Origin of the sequence: Pseudoalteromonas sp. APC 3250 (assembly GCF_030407915.1) — a bacterium.
GTDB classification, from domain to species: Bacteria; Pseudomonadota; Gammaproteobacteria; order Enterobacterales; family Alteromonadaceae; genus Pseudoalteromonas; species Pseudoalteromonas tetraodonis.
Genome location: NZ_JASDCM010000001.1, coordinates 275,441 through 294,943, shown reverse-complemented (window position 1 = coordinate 294,943; position 19,503 = coordinate 275,441). Strand labels below are relative to the sequence as shown.

Annotated in this window: 20 protein-coding genes and 2 tRNA genes; 11 read left to right on the top strand and 11 right to left on the bottom strand. The window is 39.4% G+C overall.

Annotation, left to right across the window (positions count from 1 at the left end; translation table 11 throughout):
• Window positions 1-55: 55 nt before the first annotated feature.
• On the top strand, window positions 56-1,273 hold the full coding sequence (locus tag QL986_RS01340) for a pyridoxal phosphate-dependent aminotransferase (protein WP_290191019.1): 1,218 nt from the start codon (window positions 56-58) through the stop codon (window positions 1,271-1,273).
• A gap of 33 nt (window positions 1,274-1,306) precedes the next feature.
• On the opposite strand, the gene QL986_RS01335 is transcribed toward QL986_RS01340, so the two are convergent.
• From QL986_RS01335 to mnmA, 5 genes are all read right to left on the bottom strand, one after another.
• Window positions 1,307-1,765 carry a GNAT family N-acetyltransferase gene (locus tag QL986_RS01335; RefSeq protein WP_013465047.1) on the bottom strand — a complete coding sequence of 153 codons (459 nt, stop codon included), beginning with the start codon at window positions 1,763-1,765 and terminating at the stop codon, window positions 1,307-1,309.
• Between the two features lie 9 nt (window positions 1,766-1,774).
• A complete protein-coding gene (locus QL986_RS01330; protein ID WP_290191018.1) occupies window positions 1,775-2,917 on the bottom strand; it encodes a cupin domain-containing protein in 1,143 nt (380 codons plus the stop codon).
• Window positions 2,918-2,997: 80 nt separating this feature from the next.
• Window positions 2,998-4,368, bottom strand: coding sequence for an adenylosuccinate lyase (gene purB / locus QL986_RS01325; protein ID WP_013465045.1), 1,371 nt, complete (start codon window positions 4,366-4,368; stop codon window positions 2,998-3,000).
• A 31-nt stretch (window positions 4,369-4,399) separates the two neighbouring features.
• Window positions 4,400-5,002, bottom strand: coding sequence for a high frequency lysogenization protein HflD (gene hflD, locus QL986_RS01320; RefSeq protein WP_008113587.1), 603 nt, complete (start codon window positions 5,000-5,002; stop codon window positions 4,400-4,402).
• Entirely contained in the window at window positions 5,002-6,102 is a 1,101-nt protein-coding gene (gene mnmA, locus QL986_RS01315; protein WP_008113585.1) for a tRNA 2-thiouridine(34) synthase MnmA, read from the bottom strand. Before mnmA ends, hflD begins: the two co-directional genes overlap by 1 nt.
• Before the next feature lie 467 nt (window positions 6,103-6,569).
• Here mnmA and QL986_RS01310 point away from each other — a divergent pair, with 467 nt between their 5' ends.
• The gene (locus tag QL986_RS01310) at window positions 6,570-7,844 is read left to right on the top strand and encodes a diguanylate cyclase (RefSeq protein WP_024603062.1); all 1,275 of its coding nucleotides are present in this window, start codon (window positions 6,570-6,572) and stop codon (window positions 7,842-7,844) included.
• A 57-nt stretch (window positions 7,845-7,901) separates the two neighbouring features.
• On the opposite strand, the gene QL986_RS01305 is transcribed toward QL986_RS01310, so the two are convergent.
• From QL986_RS01305 to QL986_RS01280, 6 genes are read right to left on the bottom strand one after another with little or no spacing between them, the layout of a single operon-like run.
• The gene (locus QL986_RS01305) at window positions 7,902-8,579 is read right to left on the bottom strand and encodes an rRNA large subunit pseudouridine synthase E (protein ID WP_008112023.1); all 678 of its coding nucleotides are present in this window, start codon (window positions 8,577-8,579) and stop codon (window positions 7,902-7,904) included.
• Entirely contained in the window at window positions 8,579-8,908 is a 330-nt protein-coding gene (locus tag QL986_RS01300; protein ID WP_008112024.1) for a TusE/DsrC/DsvC family sulfur relay protein, read from the bottom strand. Before QL986_RS01300 ends, QL986_RS01305 begins: the two co-directional genes overlap by 1 nt.
• Window positions 8,909-8,911: 3 nt before the next feature.
• On the bottom strand, window positions 8,912-9,178 hold the full coding sequence (locus QL986_RS01295; RefSeq protein ID WP_028835169.1) for a DsrH/TusB family sulfur metabolism protein: 267 nt from the start codon (window positions 9,176-9,178) through the stop codon (window positions 8,912-8,914).
• Entirely contained in the window at window positions 9,175-9,531 is a 357-nt protein-coding gene (gene tusC, locus QL986_RS01290; RefSeq protein ID WP_008112028.1) for a sulfurtransferase complex subunit TusC, read from the bottom strand. The genes QL986_RS01295 and tusC overlap by 4 nt, the downstream gene beginning before the upstream one ends.
• Entirely contained in the window at window positions 9,528-9,881 is a 354-nt protein-coding gene (gene tusD, locus QL986_RS01285; protein ID WP_008112031.1) for a sulfurtransferase complex subunit TusD, read from the bottom strand. Before tusD ends, tusC begins: the two co-directional genes overlap by 4 nt.
• A 55-nt stretch (window positions 9,882-9,936) precedes the next feature.
• On the bottom strand, window positions 9,937-10,602 hold the full coding sequence (locus QL986_RS01280) for a Bax inhibitor-1/YccA family protein (RefSeq protein ID WP_008112034.1): 666 nt from the start codon (window positions 10,600-10,602) through the stop codon (window positions 9,937-9,939).
• A 252-nt stretch (window positions 10,603-10,854) separates the two neighbouring features.
• Between QL986_RS01280 and QL986_RS01275 the strand changes: the two genes are divergently transcribed.
• The 9 genes from QL986_RS01275 (at window position 10,855) to pepN (ending at window position 19,502) form a co-directional block, all read left to right on the top strand.
• Window positions 10,855-10,945 (top strand) — tRNA-Ser (locus QL986_RS01275).
• A 51-nt stretch (window positions 10,946-10,996) separates the two neighbouring features.
• Window positions 10,997-11,087: transfer RNA gene (locus tag QL986_RS01270), tRNA-Ser, on the top strand.
• Window positions 11,088-11,261: 174 nt separating this feature from the next.
• Window positions 11,262-11,642: a hypothetical protein gene (locus QL986_RS01265; protein WP_290191017.1), complete on the top strand. Its 381-nt coding sequence runs from the start codon at window positions 11,262-11,264 to the stop codon at window positions 11,640-11,642.
• A gap of 128 nt (window positions 11,643-11,770) precedes the next feature.
• Entirely contained in the window at window positions 11,771-12,229 is a 459-nt protein-coding gene (locus tag QL986_RS01260; RefSeq protein WP_008112037.1) for a GAF domain-containing protein, read from the top strand.
• The gene (locus QL986_RS01255; RefSeq protein WP_008112039.1) at window positions 12,229-12,507 is read left to right on the top strand and encodes a hypothetical protein; all 279 of its coding nucleotides are present in this window, start codon (window positions 12,229-12,231) and stop codon (window positions 12,505-12,507) included. The genes QL986_RS01260 and QL986_RS01255 overlap by 1 nt, the downstream gene beginning before the upstream one ends.
• A 16-nt stretch (window positions 12,508-12,523) precedes the next feature.
• Window positions 12,524-13,162, top strand: a complete 639-nt coding sequence (gene proQ / locus QL986_RS01250; protein WP_290191016.1) for an RNA chaperone ProQ — start codon at window positions 12,524-12,526, stop codon at window positions 13,160-13,162.
• Window positions 13,163-13,189: 27 nt separating this feature from the next.
• Window positions 13,190-15,214 (top strand): carboxy terminal-processing peptidase, encoded by a 2,025-nt coding sequence (prc, locus tag QL986_RS01245; RefSeq protein ID WP_290191015.1) that lies wholly within the window; start codon window positions 13,190-13,192, stop codon window positions 15,212-15,214.
• Between the two features lie 179 nt (window positions 15,215-15,393).
• Window positions 15,394-16,857, top strand: coding sequence for a Na+/H+ antiporter NhaC (gene nhaC / locus QL986_RS01240; RefSeq protein ID WP_290191014.1), 1,464 nt, complete (start codon window positions 15,394-15,396; stop codon window positions 16,855-16,857).
• A gap of 50 nt (window positions 16,858-16,907) precedes the next feature.
• Window positions 16,908-19,502 carry an aminopeptidase N gene (gene pepN, locus QL986_RS01235; RefSeq protein ID WP_290191013.1) on the top strand — a complete coding sequence of 865 codons (2,595 nt, stop codon included), beginning with the start codon at window positions 16,908-16,910 and terminating at the stop codon, window positions 19,500-19,502.
• The last annotated feature ends 1 nt before the right edge of the window (window position 19,503 follow it).

The window sequence follows — 19,503 nt, the reverse complement described above, 5'->3', positions numbered from 1 at the left end:
AATTCACGGCTTTACTGCGTTAGTCTAATGGCTAACTTGCTCTTTAGAGGTAACAATGTCAGAAATAAAAAAGAGTCATAAATTAGACGGCGTCTGTTATGACATCCGAGGTCCCGTTTTAGTGCAAGCTAAAAAAATGGAGGATGAGGGCCAAAAGGTATTAAAGCTTAATATAGGCAACCCCGCCGCATTTGGCTTTGATATGCCAGAAGATATGCATCGCGATATCATCCGTAATTTATATTCAGCTCAAGGGTACTGTGACTCTAAAGGTCTTTATTCTGCGCGTGTTGCTATTTATCAGCACTACCAACAGCGTGGCTTACACAATTTAGACGTTGATAATATTTACATTGGTAACGGTGTGAGTGAGCTTATCCAAATGGTTACTCAAGCACTGTTGAATAATGATGATGAAGTGTTAATTCCTGCTCCAGATTATCCGCTTTGGACAGCCTCGGTAAAATTAGCAGGTGGTAATCCGGTTCACTACTTGTGTGATGAAGAGCAAGATTGGTTTCCTGACATTGATGATATTAAAAGTAAAATCACCTCTAAAACCAAAGCATTGGTGCTGATAAATCCCAACAACCCAACTGGGGCTGTGTACAGTGATGCTTTACTTGCAGAATTGATCAATATTGCTCGAGAGCACAAGCTTTTGCTGTTAAGCGATGAAATATACGAGAAAATTCTATACGACGGCGTTACCCATACTTCTATTGGTTCATTATGCGATGATCTCCCTATCATCACTTTTAATGGCTTAGCTAAAACATACCGTGCTGCTGGACTGAGAATGGGCTGGATGGTGTTAAGTGGTCGCACCGCATTAATGACAGATTTAATAAAAGGCTTAGATATTCTTGCCTCAATGCGTCTTTGTGCCAATGTGCCCGCACAATATGCAATTCAGCAAGCATTGGGTGGCGTTCAGTCAATTGATAGCTTAATTGACCCCGGTGGGCGTTTATATGTGCAACGTGATATTGCTTGGCGCGGCTTAAATGCGATTGATGGAATTAGTTGTAAAAAGCCAAAAGGGGCGCTTTATGCTTTCCCTAAAGTGGATACCGCTAAATTCAATATTAAAAGCGATGAACAAATGATGTTTGATTTGTTAAAAGCAGAAAAAATATTGTTAGTACATGGGCGCGCCTTTAACTGGCCAGAGCCTGATCATTTTAGATTGGTGTTCTTACCTAATAAAGATGATTTATCGAGTGCAATGATGAAAATGCAGCGCTTTTTCAAAGATTACCGACAAGAATAAAGAAAAAAACGAGCCAAGTGGCTCGTTTTTTCGTTAATGCACTAAAGTAAATGGTCGTGTTTCAAAGCATGCAATAGGGCACTGCATACGTTGCCTTGGGATACCTGCTTCCATAAAGACGTGGCCTTGCACAGTAAACCCATTATTTTTGAATCGTTCTACTTCGTTTAAAATACAATTAATACTGATTGCTTCAATACCTTGCTCCGCTGCTAATTTAACAATGAAATTAAGCAGTGACTTATAAACATTGCGGTTGCGATGCTGCGGCAATACGGCGATTCTACCAATTAAACCATCATTACATAATCGACCTGTGGCAACAGGTGAGTGCATATTATCGGTGACCAGAATATGTTGAGCGAGTGCATCTAAGTTATCAAACTCAATACGTTTAGGAATATGTAACTCATATACAAACACTCGCTCCCTTATATGTTGCAGTTGACTTTTTTCACTTTGCCAATCAACTTTGTCAACGGTATAAACCATGACCTCCTCCTAGCTAAACCAAATACCCTCATTAACCAGTGTAGTAAAAGTTTCGATAAAATCTAGGCTAGGTGTGGTTGCATTAAGCACGCTGCTATCAAATTCAATAAAATCAGTAAGCTGTTTTACCGCTTCTAAATCAGATAAGGGTAAAGCGTAGTTTTCGCCATTGATACTTAGAAGTAACTCTGTATCCATACATTGATAAATAGCACGTGTGCCCCCTAAACGCTCAAATGTTACTTGGTTTTCAAGCAGTTGTTGTATTTGTTCGACACTAAATGGATCTTCTTCAGGGGCTAAGTCCATATCATGCTTAGGTTGGCTAAGGGTATTACCTAACCAGTGTTTAAATAAACTCTCGTCTTCTAGCAATGCTTGCATTAACGTTTTTACTTTATCGACTTCGCTTTGGGTTAGCTCACCTTTAGAATCACGCAGGGCGAGGGTATGGTCGGTATACCTTTTTTGGCCGCTTTCTGTGTCGATAATATGATCAGCAAAACTTGAAAGTAAATCTTGTTGATTAGGTGCTCTAAAACCGACTGAATAGTTAAGTGCATTCTCAACCGCATAGCCTTCATGAGGACAACCGGGTGGTATATATAAAATATCACCGGGCTCCAAAATACAATCAATTACTGCACTAAAAGCTTCAACTTGCAGTAATGTTTTATTTTGAGCAAATTGTTTTAGTGTTGGGTCGGGTAATCCTACCCGCCAATGGCGCTTACCTTCACCTTGAATAATAAATACATCGTATTGGTCTAGGTGTGGGCCAACACCGCCACCTGGGGTTGAGTAGCTGATCATCAAATCATCTATTCGCCAATTAGGTATAAAGCGAAAAGGTTCAAGTAACTGAGCAGCTTCTGGGTGCCAATGATCCACTGCTTGCACGAGTAGTGTCGAGTGCTGTTCAGTGAGTATTTCAAAATCGTCAAATGGTCCCTGATGCGATTGCCATTGTTGATTGTGGTTAGTAATAATGCGCGATTCTATGCTGTCTTCCATAGCAAGGCCTGCGAGTTCATTCGCATCAAGTGGATCTTGAAAATCTTTAAAACCAGCTTTGATCAACAGTGGTTTTTTTTGCCAATATTGACTTAAAAACGCTTGCTCTGATAATTCATTTATTTTTAATTGATACATAGAATGCCTATAACGTTAAGACCTAAATGAAAAAAGCGAAAGGCAGGTACCTTTCGCTTTTTATTAGTAGATTTGAGTGATTAAACTAAATCATCAATAAACTCAACAGCGCGACCAATGTAGTTAGCCGGCGTTAGTTTTTTCATTTCAATTTTTGCAGCTTCTGGTAGGTCTAAACCATCGATGAAATCAGCCATAATTTCTTGATTTACACGTTTACCACGGGTTAAATCTTTTAGCTTTTCATATGGTTTTTCAATACCGTATTTACGCATAACGGTTTGAATTGGTTCAGCAAGCAGCTCCCAGTTTTGGTCAAGCTCATCTGCCAAACGTTGCTCGTTTACTTCAAGTTTGCTTACACCTTTAAGGGTTGATTGGTATGCAATTACCGCATAACCCATACCTACACCTAAGTTACGTAATACGGTTGAGTCAGTTAAATCACGTTGCCAGCGAGACACAGGTAGTTTTTGTGCTAAATGACCAAAGATAGCATTGGCTAAGCCTAAATTACCTTCTGAGTTTTCAAAATCAATCGGGTTCACTTTGTGTGGCATAGTTGATGAGCCAATTTCACCGGCAATGGTTTTTTGCTTAAAGTGATTAAGTGCAATGTAGCCCCACATGTCGCGATCAAAATCGAGCAAAATGGTATTAAAGCGTGCAATTGCATCAAAAAGCTCGGCTATGTAATCATGCGGTTCAATTTGCGTGGTAAACGGGTTGAGTGTTAAACCTAGGCTAGTTACAAACTTATCGGCGTGGGTATGCCAATCGTAGTCAGGGTACGCACTTAGATGTGCATTGTAGTTACCCACAGCACCGTTTACTTTACCTAGCATTTCTACTTGTGCAATTTGGTCACGTTGACGCTTTAAACGCATGTAAACATTTGCAAACTCTTTACCCATAGTCGAAGGCGTTGCAGGCTGTCCATGTGTACGAGTCATCATTGGAATGGCTTTGTACTCAATTGCTTTTTCTTTAATGGCGCTTAATAACTCATCACAATAAGGTAAAACGACGTGGTTACGCGCTTCAGTTAACATTAAACCATGAGATAGGTTATTAATATCTTCAGAAGTACAGGCAAAGTGAATAAATTCGTTAATTGCGTGTAGCTCAGCATTATCAGCTACTTTTTCTTTTAGTAAATACTCTACGGCTTTAACATCATGGTTTGTCGTGCGTTCGATGTCTTTAACCCGCTGAGCATCAGCTTCACAGAAGTTATCTACAATTGCATTCAACAGCGCATTTGCTTCGTCGCTAAAAGCGGGGACTTCTTTAATCTCGCTTGCTGCAGCTAACGCTTGCAACCAACGCACTTCAACGGTTACGCGGTATTTGATTAATCCAAATTCGCTAAAAATACTGCGTAGTTCAGTGGTTTTGCTGCCGTAGCGACCATCAACCGGAGAGATAGCCGTTAACGCTGAAAGCTCCATAATAACTCCTAAATTTTAGTTTGAACGATAATTAAATTTTTGTTTTAGCTATGGCGAGAATTTTTCTTTTCGCAAAAAAGAAATGACGACGTTTGCCGCCCATTTGTCGCCATAATACTGCACTGCGAATTCCGGCTAAAAGTAATGCGCGGATTTTATTTTGCGTGAGCTGCTGTTTTAATAACTCGGGTTTACCATAAACCTGAATTCGGTGCCCAAGGGGGCTTAGCACCGACGAGTATATATCTGCTAAACCGGCAACAACACTGTCATCGGTAATAGCAAAATGATCTAAACGACGATGAATATCATCAATACGTTTACCTAATTCATTGAGGCTTTTACTGTTAGCACTAAGGGCACGCTCTAACTGCATTAAACCACCTACATATTTGACTATTTCTACATCTTTTTGAGCACCGGCACTCAGTTGTGCCATCAATGTTTTATAGCCGTCACGTAAGTTATGCTCACCTTGATAAACATCTTCTGGGGAAGCTGGCGAGGTTTGTACAATACTTGATAATAAAATCGATAAATCTTGTTCATCAGCGCGGCCATATTGGGCAACCTTCTGAACTTGCTTAGCCACTTGGCACATGGCAGCAAGCGCCATGACTTGATGTTGATTCATTATTTGATCACCGAGTCAATAATACCACCACCTAAACACACTTCATTAGCGTAAAATACAGCAGATTGTCCTGGGGTTACCGCTTTTTGTGGCTCATCAAATAATACGCGTGCCATACCATCTTCACCAACTAACAAGGTACAGCTTAGGTCTTCTTGACGGTAGCGTGTTTTTACGGTGCAACGAGTAGTACCTTGAGGGCCGACACGATCTACCCAGTGTAATTGGTTGGCATTTAGGCCATTACTGTAAAGGCGAGGGTGATTTTTACCTTGGCCCACAATCAATACATTGCGTTCAACATCTTTGTCTACAACATACCAAGGTTCGCCTGAGCCTTCTTTCATACCACCAATTAACAAGCCTTTGCGCTGACCTAAGGTGTGGTACATTAAACCTTCATGTTCACCAACGTTGTTACCATCTGTGTCTTCAATAACACCAGGTTGAGCAGGTAAGAATTTTTGTAAGAAATCTTTAAATTTACGCTCACCAATAAAACAAATACCAGTACTGTCTTTTTTATCATGGGTAATTAAATCTTGCTCTTCAGCAATACGGCGCACTTCTGGCTTGGCAATATCTCCGACAGGGAACAGCGTTTGCGCGATATGTTCATGACTCAATGTGTACAAAAAGTAGCTTTGATCTTTATTATCATCTAGGCCACGGCACATAACATATTTATCATCTCTGAGCTCACGACGCACGTAGTGGCCCGTTGCTATAAAGTCAGCACCAAGTGCTTGAGCCGCAAATTCTAAAAAGGCTTTAAATTTAATTTCTTTGTTACACATGATGTCTGGGTTAGGTGTGCGACCAGCTTTGTACTCTGCTAAAAAGTATTCGAATACGTTGTCCCAGTATTCCGCTGCAAAGTTAACGGTATGAAGTTCAATACCTAATTTGTCACAGACAGCTTGGGCATCTTTTAAATCTTCAGCGGCAGCGCAATATTCATCATTGTCATCTTCTTCCCAGTTCTTCATAAACAAGCCTTCTACTTGGTAGCCTTGTTGTTTTAATAAATATGCAGATACAGAAGAATCAACACCGCCGGACATACCAACGATGACTTTAATGTGGCTATTTTCGCTCATGAATAATTTCGCTTATACAGATTACTGTTAACTTGGAAAGGCCGCGATTATAGCATGTATTTTGTAAGTGCTTAAAGAGAGGAAGGGCTATTGAATAGATTTTGTTGCTTTTTTTTATGTTGGTTAGGGATGATTTACTCTTTGTTAGTCGATTTTTACTTAGCCGATTAGATTACACATTTTGCGGTGCTATTATAGCCCCTTTGTTTGAACACATTTTAATTTGCAAAGAACAACAGGTCCTAGGTGTCAGGCCATTAAATTATAAACACTCATTTAAGTTATAAATGATGAGTAAATGTTGTTTATTTAAGGTGTTAGTACTATTTATAGAATATCAAAGAATATATTTATTATTGTTCATTAACAAACCTTTACAACCAAATGATTATGCAATACCTTTAGATGAGTTTAAATTGAATAAACACTCAAATAAGTATTTATAATATAGTCAATGGAATGAATATATGAATTATGCTTCTCAAGCACAAAAGGTAAAATCTTACGTTGTTGAGTTATCAACAAAGGTACAACGCGATGATTGCTTAGTAGCAGAACAATTACCACATAACGTTAAAGAATCAGCTTACCAACTGTTTTATCAAACCATTAGGGTTCCTCGTCCTTACCGCTTTGAAGAACCCAACCCTATTTCAGCGCTATTTAGACTCATTGAACATTCTTTAGACTTTATTAATCCCTTTCAACAAGTCATTTTAAAGCAGCTAGAAAAGTGGTGGTTAGAATGGCATTTTGTTGCCACTATGAATGCTTCTCTTGAAATGAAACACGTTGAACAGCAGCGTTTTGTTAGTAGTGCAACTGAACATCCAATGCGAAAACATGAGCTGAGCCATTATGCAAAATTATTTACTATTTTGCCTTTGCCCGTGTGTAATGTTTGTATGGTAACCGGCGATATTTTAAAGCTTAATCAACGCTTTGTAGATGTATTTGGCTATACAATTGATGATATCCCTAATTTAAAACAGTGGTGGAAGGTCGCGTATCCTGAGCCTAGTTATAGAGAGTCTGCTCAAACGATGTGGGGTGAGTCTTTAGCGCAGGCAAATAAAAATAATGACGATATTCCTGCTAATGACTATCAAATTGTATGTAAAGATGGTTCGAAAGTGATAATGCAAGTGTCAGGTATTAGTGTAGAAAGTGAATTTATTGCTGTATTTAACGATGCGACGGAGCGTTTGAAAACCCAAGAGATACTCAGCGATATGGCCTTTTTAGACTCATTGACTAAAATTGCCAACAGACGCCGTTTTGACGAAAAATTACATGCTGAATTTAAAAAACTGATAAAAGTAAATACTCAACTTTCTATGATCATTATTGATATAGATAATTTCAAAAAATTTAATGATAGGTATGGTCATATTGCAGGGGATAAGTGTTTACATAGCGTAGCGCAAAAGCTAGCAGAAACAGTCAGTCGTCCTGAGGACTTTGTAGCGCGCTATGGCGGAGAAGAGTTTGTTGTTTTACTCCCACAAACAGATAATCAAGGTGCACTCTTTATTGCAGAACAAATACAAAAATCTATTGAAGATTTAGCGATAGCTCATGAAGATAGTTTTACTGGCTTTCTCTCTGTGAGTATGGGAGTTCATACGGTAAAACATGGCGAAAAAACTAACCATGTCGATTTCTTTAAAGCAACGGATAGTGCGCTGTATTATGCAAAAAGGCAGGGCAGAAATTGTATTGCCTTAGGAAGGCATGAATAACACAGTATGTTTAACCTTTGCTTTTAATACCAGATAAGCAAAGGCTAACGTAAAGTATTAACTGTTGGTTGGTGGCCCACTGATTTTATATTGACCTGTTTCAATTCCATCGAGTGTGTATTTACCAATACTATAGCGAATTAACCGTAACGTTGGGTGGCCAATATGAGCGGTCATTCGTCGAACTTGACGGTTCTTCCCCTCGTTTATAGTGATACTCAACCAAGATGTTGGAATTGATTTACGTTCTCTCACTGGGGGAGTGCGTGGCCAAAGCGCTGGTTCATCGATTAACTTTACCTGTGCAGGTAAGGTTAATCCATCTTTGAGTTCGACCCCTTGACTGAGCGCATCAATAGATGCTTCTGTAGGCACCCCCTCAACTTGTACCCAGTACGTTTTGTTGGTTTTTTTACCAGGAGCGGTTAAGGTATTTTGTAATTTCCCGCAATTGGTCAATAATAACAAGCCTTCACTGTCTCTGTCTAAGCGACCCGCAGCATAAACATCTTTAATAGGAATAAAATTAGCCAGTGTTTGTCTATTTTGCTCGTCTGTAAATTGGCAAAGGACATCATAAGGTTTGTTAAATAAAATAACTTTTTTATCGCTTTGGGCTATCTGTGGCTTAATTGCTCTTTTTATCGGGCTCTTTTTTACAGCACTGCGCGAATATGTACGACCTGTATTGCGTTTACTTGTTGAAGATGACGTGTTTTTAGCTTTTTGTTTCATTAAATACACCGTGCAGGTTTAGGTAAGCCCGCAATTTTAGTCGCTTGTTTGGCCGGTCCCTTTGGAAAAAGTTTATACAAGTACATGCTATTACCTTTATCCTCACCGAGCGCTTTAGCCATCGCTTTGACTAACATTCTAATGGCTGGACTGGTGTTGTATTCAAGATAAAATGCGCGCACAAAGTTAACAACTTCCCAATGCTGTTCGGTTAATATAATGCTTTCATGTTGTGCAATAACATCGGCCAATTCTTTAGACCAATCAGTATGATCTAGCAGGTAACCTTGCTTATCAGTGTCTATTGTTTGATTATTAAATTCCAGCATAAATCACCAAGTAATTGATTGTTTAGATGATAAACTTAGGGTAACGAACTCATCATAGCTAATCGCTTTATCATTCAAATTTAAAGAGATACCACGCGCCGCTGCATCGTCCTTTAAAATATAAAGCGAATCGGCAAATTGTCTGTATTGCCCTTTAGCAAAACAGGCATCACCCACTAATAAAACCGAGTCTGTTAGCATAATCAGATTATCGAGACTGTTTGCACTGTAGTAATTCAGCGGTTTTGAAAATATATGTAAAGTGCTCATAGCGTTACCACGTGCTGCTGATTTTGAATTAACTGTTTTTGGGCATTAAAGTTAACGGTTTTTACTTCAATAAGTAGCTCATTTTTACTTAAACCGTAGTCAATAAGTGACTTCTCACACACGTAGATATTGTCAACATCATATATTTCTAGGGTTTTAATATTTTTAAAAAAATCTTTAAGCCCCAAACTATTCGGGCTTTGATTTTTTTTTAGAGCTAGCACCGCAGGACCGCTAAACAACCAACTTATATTTTGATCAACTGCGGCAAAAATAAGCGTCATATCGAGTGCATCGCGAATATGCATGTCATCAAATGGACTTGATTGACTGATAACGAGTACATTAATCATTTAAATTGTATCCATTTATCTGCTTCACTGGCTAACATAGCAAATTCAGCGAGGCCTGCGACAGCGAATACACCAGTATTTTGCATATCTAAGCCACGCTTTTCAGCTGCCGTAACGCACAGCATTAAATTAATATTTTTGTCGGCTAGCTGCTGCCAAAGTGAGGATAAATTGAGCTCATCAGAGGCAAGCTCAAAATGAGTAGAAGCATGATAGATACCATCTTGGTATAAAAATATTGCATCAATACTATGCCCTTGTGCTAAACAAGCGTGAGCAAATTTAACAATACGCTGTGTGGTATCGTGATCCGATGGTGGAGTATGTAAAGAAAGTACAAAGCGTGCCAAAACTATTCCAATAAAAAAGCCCCAATAAAGAGGCTATTTTAACAGAACTATTTAATTAGTCATTATTTGCGCCAAGTAACGCAAGTAAAGACGTAAATAAGTTATAAACGCTCAGGTATAAAGAAACCGTTGCGCGGATATAATTCGTTTCGCCGCCATTAATGATTCTGCTCGTATCGAACAAAATTAGGCCAGACATGATTAATACCACAGCTGCGTTTAGTACCATAAACATTAAAGAGCTACCTAGGAAAATATTTACAATACTTGCCACGATAACCACAATTAAGCCCACAGTTAAAAAACCACCCATAAACGAGAAATCTTTTTTAGTGTTAAGTGCATAAGCAGATAAACCAAAGAAGATTAACGCCGTAGAACCTAGCGCTTGCATAATTAGCATAGGGCCATTAGGTAATTGTGCATAGTGATTAAGGAGTGGGCCTAAACCAGCTCCCATTAATCCTGTAAACGCAAACACCCAAAATACACCAGATGCTGTGTCGGCTTTTTTGTTTACAACAAAAAGAAGGCCAAACGAAACCAGAGTGAACACTAGTCCCATGAAATAAGGTAATTGCAGTGCCATTGAAATGCCGGCGGTGACGGCACTAAATGCAAGTGTCATTGCAAGTAGAAAATAAGTGTTTTTAAGCACTTTGTTTGTTTCAATGGTCGACATTACCGGCTTTGCAGTATTGTACGATTGATTAAATGCCATTGTAGAGCTCCTGTAAGTGAAACTAAGTAGTTCCTGTAATTTAACTAAAATTAGATTACCAACTCTTATATGTTTGGGCAAACCTTTGTAGATCAATAGACAACTAAATTTAAATAAAAGTTCACTCGGCGTATAGGAATCGCCCTTTTTGCTTTATGTTTAAACAAATTAGTTGTTTTTTAATCACTTGAACAAATAATTGAAAAAAAAGCTTCACAAAGCCCATGGGTTTCCCTATTATTCAGGCCGTGCGGAGAGATGGCAGAGTGGTCGAATGCACCGGTCTTGAAAACCGGCAGGGGTTTATAGCCCCTCTAGGGTTCAAATCCCTATCTCTCCACCACCTTATTAAAATAACTATGAGTACGCACTTACTTGTAGTTTATGCACTTTCGGAGAGATGGCAGAGTGGTCGAATGCACCGGTCTTGAAAACCGGCAGGGGTTTATAGCCCCTCTAGGGTTCAAATCCCTATCTCTCCACCATTATATTAAAGCCCGCTTATTAGCGGGCTTTTTTGTGTCTCATATTCGCTATACCTAACCTCAAAACCAAGTATATTTAGTTAAAAAATACGACCATAGTCTCTATTTATAAGCTACAGCTCTTAGGGCATGCTAAGAAATAAGATTTATGCTTGTGTATTTAAGGTTCTTACTATGAAACATCAACTAGCTAAAAGCGTCGCACTTTCATTATTATCTCCTGTTATTATCGGCAGTATGCTAGGAATATATTACGCATTGACTATGCGTGGTGACGCGGTGTCTATCTTTTTAGGGCTATTGATGACGGCCGTTGCTAATGCCCACATAGTAGGGTTAACGATGGCTGCGTTTGTGGTGCCAGGCTACTTACTTATGTTTAAGTATTCTAAGGTGAATTATTCTGGGGTATTAACTCTTGGCTTACTGGGGGGCGCTATTTTTAGCTATCTGCTTAGTGCGACTACTGGCGAGATATTTTTAATCAATAGTGTGATGTCGGGATTTGCTGCAGGACTGTTTTTATTTGGCCTGCGTAAATCGGTACAAAGCTAATTGCAGAATATTTAATCAAGTGTGTCGTAAAACCATGTAATTTCCTTTTTTTTACCCGCAAAAGGTTTCAATTTTTAGTGACAAAGAGTACCTTTAGCTACTGTATGTTTAATAAGAAGTAGTTTGGTATGCAAAAGCACGATTTTTACCAGTCATTAGTTAAGCAAACTGAATCGCTGATAGGCGGTGAATCAAACATAATTGCCAATATGGCAAATATTAGCGCGCTGTTATTTACCTCTTTAGAAGATGTAAATTGGGCGGGCTTTTATTTTATGGATTCACCAACTGAATTGGTACTTGGTCCATTTCAAGGCAATCCAGCTTGTATTCGTATTCCGGTAGGGAAAGGGGTATGTGGCACTGCTGCGGCAACCGAGCAAACCCAGTTAATTTCAGATGTGCATGCGTTTGACGGTCATATAGCCTGTGATGCGGCGTCAAATTCTGAGATAGTTGTACCTATCATGAAAAACGGCCGTGTATTTGCGGTACTTGATATAGATAGCCCAAGTATTGGCCGATTTGATACTGATGACCAAGCAGGGCTTGAAGCACTTGTAAAATGCTTAGAGGCTAGCCTGTAATGAAAGATTTGCTAAATGTTCAAGATTACCTATTCGCCGTTCAAGATGTAGGTGATTGGGAAGGTGAAGAAGAACATGTAGCGGAAACGCTCAATGATTTGATTCACATGGCCTGGGATCGTCTACCTGATGATTTAGACTGTGATTCAATTGATGAAATTATAAATGGTATTTGGGAACATTTACGTGGTGATATGGCTGTGATTGAAACTGACTTTGAAGAGTTAGTCGATTGGAGCATCCACTATGTTGATTCTGCCCTTGATGAAAAGATGTGATTAAATAGGTTCTAAAATGGAAACCACAAACAAGCTAAAAGATATTAATGAAGTATTGGAGTTCTTATACCAAGAATTTCCACAATGTTTTAAACAAAAAGAAGGCATTCAGCCGCTTAAAGTAGGTATCTTTAAAGATATCGCTGAGCGTATTGAAGGGTCTGAAAAAGTTAGTAAAACACAAGTACGCCAAGCACTTAGAAAATACACATCTAACTGGCGCTATCTTGAAGCGGTTACTAAATCTGAGTTCCGTATTGATCTTGACGGAAATCAAGGCGAGAAAGTTGAGCAAGAGCATATCGACCACGCACAAAAAGCGTTGGAAGAAAGCCGTGCTAAAATGGCAAAGCGCAAAAAGCAGCAACGCCCACGTCAAGACTCAGATGCAAAACCTTTTAAGAAGAAGCCAGCGCATTCAGCTAAAAATCCATCAGCTGCAGCAAAACCTGCCAAAGCCGCTGCGCCTAAGCGTTCAGGAAAAGTTGAACCTTTACCTGCAGGCGAGGTCAAGGTTAATAACAAGGTTAAAGTTAAACTTGGCCAAGCACTTGTTAATGCAGTAATCACTGAAGTAAACAAAGACGATGTTCACGTTGAACTAGTGACAGGTATGCAAGTAAAAACCAAAGCCGACAGCTTATACATTATTTAAGTTGCGAAAAAAATTAAGGAGTTGTGTATGAGTAAAAAGTTTACGCTCATTCCGTTAGTTGCTGCGCTGTTTTCAGGTTCGTTATTTGCTGCAGTAGAGCCGGTAACATTAGAAGACTTACCCTTGTTAAAACAAGAAAGTCAGCACGGTACAGCCAGCAAACGAGTGGCTAATCTATTTACTCGTTCACATTACACACCCGTTCGATTTAACGATGAGCTTTCGAGTAAAGTATTTGATCGTTACATCGAATCCCTTGATTTTAATAAAAGCGTGTTTTTAAAAAGCGATGTAGACTCATTGGAGCAATATCGTAACCGTTTTGATAACGCGCTTCTTAGCGGTCAGTTAGGGTTTACGTTTGATATTTTCAACTTAAGCCTTAAACGCCGTTTTGAACGTTATGAATTTTCACTGTCGCTACTTGAAAACGAAATGACGTTTGACGAAGAAGATGAATATTTTTATGACCGCGAAGATGCACCGTGGGCAACTACCCAAGCTGAGCTTGATGAAATTTGGCGCGAACGGGTAAAATATGATGCACTGCGTTTAAAAATGACTGGCAAAGATTGGCCAGGCATTAAAGAGGTGTTGACTAAGCGCTATAAAAACGCAGAAAAACGCCTTGTTCAGTCAAAATCTGAAGACGCATTTCAAATTGTAATGAACTCGCTAGCACGCAGTATTGAAGCGCATACTTCATACTTGTCACCTCGTCGTGCTGAACAATTTAAAATGGACATGGACTTAGAGCTTGAGGGGATTGGCGCAGTATTAACGCCTGATGAAGACTACACGGTTATTCGTAGTCTAGTTCCAGGAGGCCCTGCAGACAAATCTGAGCAAATTAAAGCCGATGATCGCATTATTGGTGTGGCTCAAGAGGGCGAAGAGTTTGTTGATGTTATTGGTTGGCGTTTAGATGACGTGGTTGATCTTATAAAAGGTCCTAAAGGCACGAAAGTACGTTTACAATATTTAAAGGGTGCAGATGCTCACGGTACGCCAAAGGTAGTTGAGATAACCCGTGATAAAATTCGTCTGGAAGACCGAGCAGCAAAATCAGAAGTATTTGAAGCCAGCTATTCAGATCTGACTAGTAAAATAGGGGTAATCGAAATCCCTGGCTTTTACAACAACCTTTCTAAAGATGTAAAAGTAGAACTTGCTAAATTAAAAGAGCAAAAAGTTGACGGTATTATTATAGACCTACGTCAAAATGGCGGTGGTTCGCTATATGAAGCGACGCAGCTGTCAGGCTTGTTTTTTGATCAAGGCCCAGTGGTACAAATTCATACATTAAATAATCGCATTGAAGAGCAAAAAGATCGTGATGGCATTACTTATTACGATGGCCCACTGACAGTGCTTGTTGATAGATACAGCGCGTCTGCATCTGAAATATTTGCAGCGGCAATGCAAGACTATGGCCGCGCAGTTATCATAGGTGAACAAACCTTTGGTAAAGGCACTGTGCAGCAGCATAAAGGCCTCGCACGTGCTTATGATTTATACGATAACCCGCTAGGTAGTGTGCAATATACAATTGCAAAGTTTTACCGCATTAATGGTGGTAGTACACAGCATAAAGGGGTGATCCCAGATATTACGTTCCCATCGGCTATTGACCCTGCTGAGTGGGGGGAAAGTAAGCAAGATAATGCACTACCATGGGATAGCATAGTACAAGCGAAGTATAAGCAAATAGGGCGTTTAAATCCTGTTATAAATGTGCTTGAAAAACAGCACAATGAGCGAATTAAAACTGAACCTGAATTTAATTATGTGTTTGAGGATATCGCTCGTTACAACGAAGAAAAAGATCGTAAAACAATTTCTTTAGTCGAGAAAAAGCGCATTAAAGAAAAAGAAGAAAATGAAGCGCGAGCACTAGCACGCACTAACGAGCGTTTAAAGCGTTTAGGCAAACAACCTGTAGAAAACTTGGATGATGTGCCTGAGGTAATTGAAGAGCTTGACCCATTTCTTGAAGAAGCTGCTCTTATTACGCAAGATTATATCAAATATGGTCGCGTAGCTAAGCGCTAAATTCAGCTTCACTTTGTAAAAAAAAGGCGCCTAGGCGCCTTTTTTACTATCGATAATTTGCTAAATTGTTATAATCGCGGATTACCAAAAGTTGAGCTAGATCAATAGTGCTCAATAAATGCGCGTACGTGCTAATAAAAATAATCAACATGCATCGAATGTGTGTAGGAGTCTATATTTTGAAGCCCATTGAAGAAAAACCACTAAAAAGTGCCTCGTTTTTTGATGCACTCATTCCAATTGCTGTATTAATTTGTTTATTAGGTGCCGCTGTGTACTTATTTGGTGATGACTCATCGTCAGGTCCCAATCAAATTGCATTACTGTTTGCAACTTTCGCTGCAGCACTAATTGGTTTAAAAAATGGCTACACATGGAAAAAATTAGAAGATGCAATGATTGAGGGAATTACCTTATCTCTTAGCGCTATTTTAATTCTACTCATGGTGGGGGCACTTATCGGAACTTGGTTATTATCAGGAACGGTTCCGACCTTAATTTATTACGGCTTGCAAATAATCAACCCTAGCTGGTTTTACGCCGCGAGTTGTTTAATTTGTGGCATTGTAGCAATGAGTATTGGTAGTTCGTGGACCACAGCAGCGACTATAGGTGTCGCACTACTTGGCGTTGCTTCTGGACTTGGCTTAGAGCCGACAGTCACCGCCGGTGCAGTTATATCAGGCGCTTACTTTGGCGACAAGCTTAGCCCATTGTCAGAAACAACCAATTTAGCACCGGCTGTTGCTGGTGCTGATTTATTTGAACACATTCACCATATGTTATGGACAACTGTTCCAAGCTTTGTGATTGCATTAATCATCTTTGTATTTATGGGCTTCAATGCCACCGCGGCAGGCGAGTCGGGTCAAATTGATGAAATAACATCAATTCTTCAACAAAACTTTAATATTGGTTTAGAAATGTTGGTGCCTTTAATTGTGTTACTAGTTTTAGCAATAAGAAAAATGCCAGCGTTTCCGGCTATTTCTATAGGCGCTGTCATTGGCGCTGTATGGGCATTGTTATTTCAATCTGATTTAATTGCTAGCCAAATAGATATGACCCAAGGTGAATTTGTTGGTTACTTTAAACTGGTTTGGACCACCTTTTTTGACGGTTTTACTATTAGTACCGGTGATGCAAAAATGGACTCGTTACTCAGTGGCGGTGGTATGTCAGGCATGCTAACAACCACATGGTTGATCATGACGGCACTTATGTTTGGTGCGATTATGGAAAAAACCGGTCTACTTGATATATTTGTTAAAAGTATTCTTAAAATCGCAAAAAGTACCGGTTCATTAATTGCTTCAACTATTGCTACCTGTATTGGTACCAATATTATCGCAGCAGATCAGTATATTGCTATTGTTGTACCTGGGCGAATGTTTAAAGAAGAATATAAAAAGCGCGGGTTAAAGCCAGTTAATTTGTCACGCACACTAGAAGATGGTGGCACAATTACCAGCCCGCTCATACCATGGAATACCTGTGGTGCGTATATGCAAAGTGTCCTATTAATCAATCCGTTTGATTATGCACTTTATGCATTTTTCAACCTTATAAATCCTTTCTTAGCCGTTATTTATGCTTACTTAGGTATTAAGATACTGCGTATCAAGCCTAAGCAAACGGCTTAATTTAAGTAGCTCCTTTTATCACTAAAAGGGGCTATTTTTTTGGAGTGATCATGACTGAACTACAAAAACCTCAAGCAGAATATTTAAAAGACTATAAAGCCCCCGATTTTTCAATCGAGCATACTGAGCTGACTTTCGACTTACAGCCATTAACGACTCAAGTAAATGCTTTATTAACGCTTAAACGCGTGGGTGATTCAAATGCCCCCCTGGTATTAGATGGCATTGACTTAACTTTGATCTCTTTATCGATTGACGGTGAGGAGCTCACAGATTATAAAATTATAAATCAGCAATTAATCATTAATAATCTGCCTGATGAATGTCAGCTAAGTATAGTGACGCAAACTTCACCGCAAACAAACACATCACTTGAGGGATTGTACTTATCGGGAGGCGCTTATTGTACTCAATGTGAAGCGCAAGGGTTTAGAAAAATAACCTACTACATGGATCGTCCTGATGTCCTTTCTACTTTTGATGTCACTATAATTGCAGATACAATATTCCCACATTTACTTTCAAATGGTAATCAAGTTGATAGCGGTGAAACGCAAGATGGACGCCATTTTGTAAAATGGCAAGACCCGTTCAAAAAGCCGAGTTATTTGTTTGCTCTAGTGGCAGGGGACTTTGATGTTTTACACGATAAATACACTACCCGCAGTGGTAAGGATGTCACCCTAGCGTTATTTGTCGATAAAGGAAACTTACCTAAAACAGAGCATGCTATGACGTCGCTTAAAAAAGCGATGGTTTGGGATGAGTCACGTTTTAATTTAGAGTATGACCTTGATATTTATATGATTGTTGCCGTTGATTTTTTCAATATGGGAGCAATGGAAAATAAAGGGTTAAACATTTTCAACAGCAAATGCGTGCTGGCAAATCAAGAAACGGCAACCGATAAAGATTACCACACCATTGAGTCTATTGTTGGCCACGAGTACTTTCATAACTGGACCGGAAATCGTGTAACTTGTCGTGATTGGTTTCAGCTGTCTTTAAAAGAAGGTTTAACGGTATTTAGAGATCAAGAGTTTAGCAGTGATTTAGGCTCTCGTGCGCTAAATAGAATTGACGCGGTAAAAGTGATGCGCACTCATCAATTTAGCGAAGATGCCGGCCCAATGGCACACCCAATACGCCCAGAAAAAGTCATCGAAATGAATAACTTTTACACCGTTACAGTGTATGACAAAGGGGCTGAAGTTATTCGTATGATGCATACATTGTTGGGTGAGGAAAATTTTCAAAAAGGCATGACACTGTATTTTCAGCGTCATGATGGCCAAGCGGTTACCTGCGATGATTTTGTTGCGGCAATGAGTGATGCATCATCAATTGATTTATCACAATTTAAGCGTTGGTATAATCAGTGTGGGACACCACGTTTAAACGTTACCAAAGCGTATGATGAAAGTGCACAAATCTTCACGCTCACTATAGAGCAACTTGCGCCCCTGAATCAGCCTGATAATGCGATGTTACATATTCCTTTTGCGATTGAACTTTTAAATCAGCAAGGCCAAAGTATTGCATTGCAATACCAAGGTAAAAAGGTTGATAGCGTGTTAAATGTTACTCAAGCTAAACAAACATTTCATTTTGATAATATTGAACACAGTCCAACCGCCGTATTGCTAGAAGATTTTTCAGCACCGTGTATTTTGAATCAACAGATCACTGAAGCTGATTTATTACATATTATGCGTTTTGCACGCAGTGACTTTTCACGCTGGGATGCACAACAACAATTGTTTATTAATGCACTCAAGGCAAACGTTATTTCAGCTAGTAATGCACCACTAAGCGATGCCGTTATTGATGCACTTAGGGTGCTAATATCGCAACGAGAGGGTGATTTAGCGCTGATTGCTGAACTCTTAAAACTGCCTAGTTTTGATACTTTAGCTGCGGAGTTTGACGTTATTCCGGTTGATGACATTATTGCCAATATTGAGCTATTCGAAAAACAAATTGCCAAACAACTACATACTGAGTTTTTAAGTTGTTATCAGGCAATCACGGATGATGGTAGTGTGAGTGCCAAAGCGGTGGCTATTCGCGCTTTAAAACAACTTTGCTTGCACTATTTAGCAAAAACAGACAGTGCTAAGGCGGCAAGCTTAATTGAGCAGGCAGCAGCATCAACAAATATGACTAATGTGCTTGGCGCTTTGAGTAGTGTAGTTAAAGCTGCGCACCCATTATCAAATCAATTACTTGCGCATTTTGACAGCCAATGGCGCCATGATGTACTAGTAATGGATAAATGGTTTGCTTTACAAGCAATGAACAGCGCTGATGATGCCATTGAGAAAATTAAGGCCTTGTATACACATCCATGTTTTGATTTTTCAAATCCGAATCGAGTTCGTGCATTAGTGGGGAGTTTTTCGCACTTTAATACCGCACAATTTCATCGCTTAGATGGTCAAGGTTATACATTACTTGGCGATTTATTAATTAAGCTTAATTCGATTAACCCGCAAAATGCATCACGTATGTTAACGCCGTTTATGTCATGGCGCCGCTATGATGAAACCCGTGCAATTGCAATGAAAGCGCAATTAGAGCGCCTTTCGAATTTAGAAGGTTTAAGTGATGATTTATTTGAAAAGGTTGAAAAAGCTTTACAATAAA

Bases quoted from the DNA above. Each gene is read 5' to 3' on its own strand.
- QL986_RS01340 (WP_290191019.1), top strand. From the start codon at position 56: ATGTCAGAAATAAAAAAGAGTCATAAATTAGACGGCGTCTGTTATGAC.
- QL986_RS01335 (WP_013465047.1), bottom strand. From the start codon at position 1,765: ATGGTTTATACCGTTGACAAAGTTGATTGGCAAAGTGAAAAAAGTCAA.
- QL986_RS01330 (WP_290191018.1), bottom strand. From the start codon at position 2,917: ATGTATCAATTAAAAATAAATGAATTATCAGAGCAAGCGTTTTTAAGT.
- purB (WP_013465045.1), bottom strand. From the start codon at position 4,368: ATGGAGCTTTCAGCGTTAACGGCTATCTCTCCGGTTGATGGTCGCTAC.
- hflD (WP_008113587.1), bottom strand. From the start codon at position 5,002: ATGAATCAACATCAAGTCATGGCGCTTGCTGCCATGTGCCAAGTGGCT.
- mnmA (WP_008113585.1), bottom strand. From the start codon at position 6,102: ATGAGCGAAAATAGCCACATTAAAGTCATCGTTGGTATGTCCGGCGGT.
- QL986_RS01310 (WP_024603062.1), top strand. From the start codon at position 6,570: ATGAATTATGCTTCTCAAGCACAAAAGGTAAAATCTTACGTTGTTGAG.
- QL986_RS01305 (WP_008112023.1), bottom strand. From the start codon at position 8,579: ATGAAACAAAAAGCTAAAAACACGTCATCTTCAACAAGTAAACGCAAT.
- QL986_RS01300 (WP_008112024.1), bottom strand. From the start codon at position 8,908: ATGCTGGAATTTAATAATCAAACAATAGACACTGATAAGCAAGGTTAC.
- QL986_RS01295 (WP_028835169.1), bottom strand. From the start codon at position 9,178: ATGAGCACTTTACATATATTTTCAAAACCGCTGAATTACTACAGTGCA.
- tusC (WP_008112028.1), bottom strand. From the start codon at position 9,531: ATGATTAATGTACTCGTTATCAGTCAATCAAGTCCATTTGATGACATG.
- QL986_RS01280 (WP_008112034.1), bottom strand. From the start codon at position 10,602: ATGGCATTTAATCAATCGTACAATACTGCAAAGCCGGTAATGTCGACC.
- QL986_RS01265 (WP_290191017.1), top strand. From the start codon at position 11,262: ATGAAACATCAACTAGCTAAAAGCGTCGCACTTTCATTATTATCTCCT.
- QL986_RS01260 (WP_008112037.1), top strand. From the start codon at position 11,771: ATGCAAAAGCACGATTTTTACCAGTCATTAGTTAAGCAAACTGAATCG.
- QL986_RS01255 (WP_008112039.1), top strand. From the start codon at position 12,229: ATGAAAGATTTGCTAAATGTTCAAGATTACCTATTCGCCGTTCAAGAT.
- proQ (WP_290191016.1), top strand. From the start codon at position 12,524: ATGGAAACCACAAACAAGCTAAAAGATATTAATGAAGTATTGGAGTTC.
- prc (WP_290191015.1), top strand. From the start codon at position 13,190: ATGAGTAAAAAGTTTACGCTCATTCCGTTAGTTGCTGCGCTGTTTTCA.
- pepN (WP_290191013.1), top strand. From the start codon at position 16,908: ATGACTGAACTACAAAAACCTCAAGCAGAATATTTAAAAGACTATAAA.